6 protein-coding genes are annotated in these 4,043 nt (G+C 56.0%); all 6 read right to left on the reverse strand.

Going from position 1 to position 4,043, the window contains the following annotated elements; translation table 11 throughout:
• Nucleotides 1–310, reverse strand: a 310-nt coding sequence (locus tag AC6CIG_RS29515; protein ID WP_498324365.1) for a GrpB family protein, incomplete at its 3' end; no start/stop codon positions are given.
• A gap of 107 nt (nucleotides 311–417) precedes the next feature.
• Complete coding sequence (locus tag AC6CIG_RS29520) at nucleotides 418–1,029, reverse strand: GNAT family N-acetyltransferase (RefSeq protein WP_498324366.1); 612 nt, start codon at nucleotides 1,027–1,029, stop codon at nucleotides 418–420.
• Between the two features lie 378 nt (nucleotides 1,030–1,407).
• The gene (locus tag AC6CIG_RS29525) at nucleotides 1,408–1,647 is read right to left on the reverse strand and encodes a hypothetical protein (protein ID WP_127623548.1); all 240 of its coding nucleotides are present in this window, start codon (nucleotides 1,645–1,647) and stop codon (nucleotides 1,408–1,410) included.
• Nucleotides 1,648–1,742: 95 nt separating this feature from the next.
• The gene (locus AC6CIG_RS29530) at nucleotides 1,743–2,204 is read right to left on the reverse strand and encodes a hypothetical protein (RefSeq protein WP_127519148.1); all 462 of its coding nucleotides are present in this window, start codon (nucleotides 2,202–2,204) and stop codon (nucleotides 1,743–1,745) included.
• Between the two features lie 48 nt (nucleotides 2,205–2,252).
• Entirely contained in the window at nucleotides 2,253–2,822 is a 570-nt protein-coding gene (locus AC6CIG_RS29535) for a glutamate acetyltransferase (protein ID WP_498324367.1), read from the reverse strand.
• 171 nt (nucleotides 2,823–2,993) lie between these two features.
• Complete coding sequence (locus AC6CIG_RS29540) at nucleotides 2,994–3,869, reverse strand: Evf family palmitoylated virulence factor (protein WP_498324368.1); 876 nt, start codon at nucleotides 3,867–3,869, stop codon at nucleotides 2,994–2,996.
• Nucleotides 3,870–4,043: the final 174 nt, after the last annotated feature.

Here is a 4,043-nt window from a genome sequence, read left to right on the forward strand (position 1 = left end):
GGTAGACCCTGATCTGAGGCGCAGCGCGTTTCAAAAGGAAAGCCCGAACGTCGTCGTGGTAGCGATTGCCACGCGGTTCGAATCCAACCTTGATGAGGTTCGCGCTTGCGTCGGGAATGTCGTCCAACCCGGATAGGGTTACATCAATGTCGAGCATCGGCTTTGCGGCCAAGCCCGGTACAGCCGTGCTGCCTATGTGGTCGACAGCAAAGACGCATTTGCCGAGCGTTGTTCTTAGCAAAGCTTCAGCCGCTGAAAAATCATTCAACCAATTCGCATCGTAAGGGACGAGTTCGACTAAGCTCGGCATGTGCGCATCCGTCGATATGGTGAACAACCGATGTTAGCCGACCGGCCAGTGCATGTCTGCTATTGACACTCAGCGACATGGCCGCTGTCGGTCCTTGGGCGTCATTGCTAGTCGACCAACCTTTTCCGATAGCGGTGAGTGGAGACGACGAACTTCTGGCTGATGCCAGGCGGAGCCCAGAGAGCACCGTCGAATGTGTCGATGAGGCACCAACCCTGTCGGATGTAAAAACGTTCGGCTCGGATGTTGCCCGCTGTGCAAAGAAGCTCCGCCTGAGATACCCCGTCTTGCCGTAAAGCTTGTTCTGCGAAACCCAACAAGGCAGACGCCACGCCGGTGCCCCGAGCGCCTACGCCAACGTAGAGTTTGACGACTTCGATCCCCATCAAGGAAACGAAACCAATCAGGTTGTCGCCTGATCGAGCAACGTAGAAAGTATCTGGCGCTTCCTTCAACCAGATGCGGAAGTGACTCTTCGTCCGGTAAACTAGAGCCTCTCGAGGAACCAGTTCGGCATGAGCGTCATGCCATCCCTGATGCCAAAGGTGAACTATCGCCTCCTCGTCTTCGGGGGCTGCTGGTTGAATGTCCATATGGCTTCGCTGTCGTTCTGAAGGATATCCAGGAAAATTGGAGCTTACGTAAAGCCCCATGGATGGCAACCCGAAGACGTGGCCGCTCATGGCGCACAGGCGGCGTGACGCCGCTTTCAGAACCATGTCTGCTTTCCGGCAGGCGCGATGACTTCCGCTATGACCGACATTTGGGCGCAGAGCGGCCGCCATGACTCTGCCTTGAGACTCTGCATTGGGTCGAAGAGAGCCGTTCTTCACCAGCCCTTCCACAGCTTGTTACGAGGATGTTCACGTTCTGGGCCAAGAAGATCGCATAATGTATCGTCTGGAAACGACGGCGTGGGATTTCGGGGGCCGTCGTTCATGACGTAAGAAAGATCAGTCGTCTAGTCGTCTTGATGCAGAACTTCCATAAAACGCTTTGACAATTGAAGCGCCCGCGTGGCTTGGAGTCACGCGGGCGCGGGGGGAGCGCCGGAAGGCGCCTCCGCGAAGGGCGGTTGGCTTCGCGGCTGAATAATCCTATTCGACCTTGAACTCGGACGTCTCTCCCGCAAATGTGCAGGTCGCAGTCCAATCCATCGCGAAAACTTCGCCCTCCGGCGTTGCGGTGATATCGTACTTGTGGCCCTTCTTCGGGTGCTTGTTGGAAGCGAATTTGCCGCAGGCGAATTCCTTCTCGCCGCCGCTTCCGGTTCCACCTTCGAGTAAATGATCTCCTGTGTCAGCATGCTTAACAGAGACATTCTCCCAAGCAGACATGGTTCGTACCTCCATCTGGTGTCGGCTGTGATGTGAGCGATAAAATTTCTGGCGGACGACGCCGCGGGAAGGCCTAGTGGGCCGGCGCGACAAGGCTATTTTCCGCCGCGTGCCTCCACCCAGGACTTGTCAGTCGGTTGCGGCAAGGGGCCGGAGGGCTTCCCGGTCTGGCCCCAGGCGGACATTTTGGGGAAGCTTGGGCCGATCAGTGCCTTGTAGGCTTCGACGAAGCTTAGCCCGCCGGCGCCCGGAGCGGCCGAGAGGCAGGCATATACATAGACGCTACCCGAGTAGCCCTCTGGGAAGATTGTCAGATTCTTGTTTAGGTCACGTGCCGTCAGGTAGAAGTCGTCCCCCTTGCTGCCGATGACCGGCTGGCCTTCGTCGCCGAATGCTGCGCCGTGTGCAACAATGAACAGATTCTCCGTCGGACGAAGATCGGGGATGTCCCTGTCGAAAACTTTGTACCATTCGCCGAAGACATGGTGGTTGCCTTTAGCTGCCTCTCGGGCAATGTCTTCGACCATTAGATCGTCAGTGCAGGCTGCGATGATCATCGGAATCCTCCATTGAGTTGGACGTTGGGGTGGGAACTGGCATTCAGATCAGTTGAAGATGCGCAGATAGAAGGGTTCGTCGCTCGGCGGCCCGAAGGAGCCGAAGATCTTTGTGATGGTGGTCTGCGTTTGCTTGTTCGAAAGGTTAAGCGTCGCCGAGAGCAGAGTCGAAGTGATGCTGAAGCTCCCTGAACTGCCGGCGTCAGTCACATTCAGGCACGTCAGGTACAGGTGGATCTGATCAGTGCGGGTTTGTTCCAGTATGAGGCAATTGAATGCTGTCGGTTCTCCGTACTTGTTCAGGTATGAGCCGATGGGTTTCGCCAGAGCTGATGCGTGACTTCCGCCGACGACATTGGCGCAAATTGAAGCAAGGGCGCCCGGCAAATCCCCGATCGGCATCGTGCGGTTCAGCGTTTGTGATGTTGTCGCGCTTTCCACCTGGCTTGGAACCATCTGCATGGCATTCTGCCAAGTATGAGGGTCCAGGTTGCGCGACGGGTCGTCCGACAGCTTCTGGATCAAGGCAGAGCAAATCCTCTCTGCTCCGAGGGGTGTGTTGCTTTGGGGGCCGATCACCGAGAATAGACCCGCAATTGTTTTGGCAAATGGGTTCATGTCGCTTCCTTTCGGGAGCGGCAACGGGCACGCGGCATCCGCCGTGCGACAGAGCATCGGCTAAAGGTCGCCGGTTTGCTCTATCGCCTCGGGTTTGCGCAGGCGCGTTTTGGACCGAGCCGCACCGTTCGTGTCTGGTGAGCTGCGTTGTTCGCGGTCGAGATCTGAAGCTCAGACCTGTGGCTTGATGTCGTTTTGAGGCGTGGAGCCGCCGTTGAAGAAGTTTTTGGCCTTCTTGAACTGCTCGGTGGAATTCTTGTTCACCAACTCCTGGAAGTTTTTGTAATCGGGGCCGCCTTTCCGGATGCGCCGGGTCTGGATGAGGTTTGTGACCTCCGTATAGTCCATGTCGACATTGACGTATTGCGTCGACGAGCAGGACGACTTCAGCTCGAGAAAGTATTCCTTGAACTCGATCTGCCGCAAGACGATGGCGCCGTAGTCGAAATAGCTGCCGGCCCCGTTATCGAGAAGGTAGCTCTGATAGGTGCAGGTCAGCGCTTTGTACTGCTGCGCCTTGCTGCTGGCACTGAACGTCAGGTCGCCCATTTGGGTCAGGAAGGACTGGAAGTCCGTCAGCAAAGATGCTCCGTCGGTGACGATCGCCTTGGCGATTAACGACAGGAAAGTGCCGGAGACGGATGTGCCCGCAAACTTGTTTGAATAGCTTTTCTGCTTCTGCCCTCCGATCGACAGATCGGGAATGTTGCCGACGACGTTCGTCCAGGTGTTTATGTCGAGTTTTTTCGAGTCGATATCCGGATAGTGAGTATGCATGTAGTCGTGGATGAGACCGCCCATCGCCAGCAGATTATCCTGGTTTTCGTTCATGATCCCGCCCCATTTCGGATCATCGGTTTTCTGGCCAATGAGGTGGAACTGGACTGTGCCCTGGTCGTTGGCGATCTGGTCGTCGCTGGGGGCCTCAGCATCGGTCTTGGCCAGCATCAGCGGCTTGGTATAAAAAAAGGTGCGTGCTGCGTCGTAGCTCTTGTTGGAATAGCTCTGTTCATGTTCCTGGACATTCACCGCGGATACGCTCGACATGCTTGCCTCCTACTGTAAGAGTTGAACGTTGCTCCGAGAGACGTGGGCTTTCCCCTTAAAACTAATGGGTGCAATGTTTCCCATGCATGCTCTCATTAGCTGTATAACAGGTTGTTTCGGCCTCCACCTTTGTCTCAGACAGGCTTTTCTCTGCGGAATGCAATTTTGCGGTAA

The organism is Sinorhizobium sp. GQ132, from assembly GCF_059758575.1.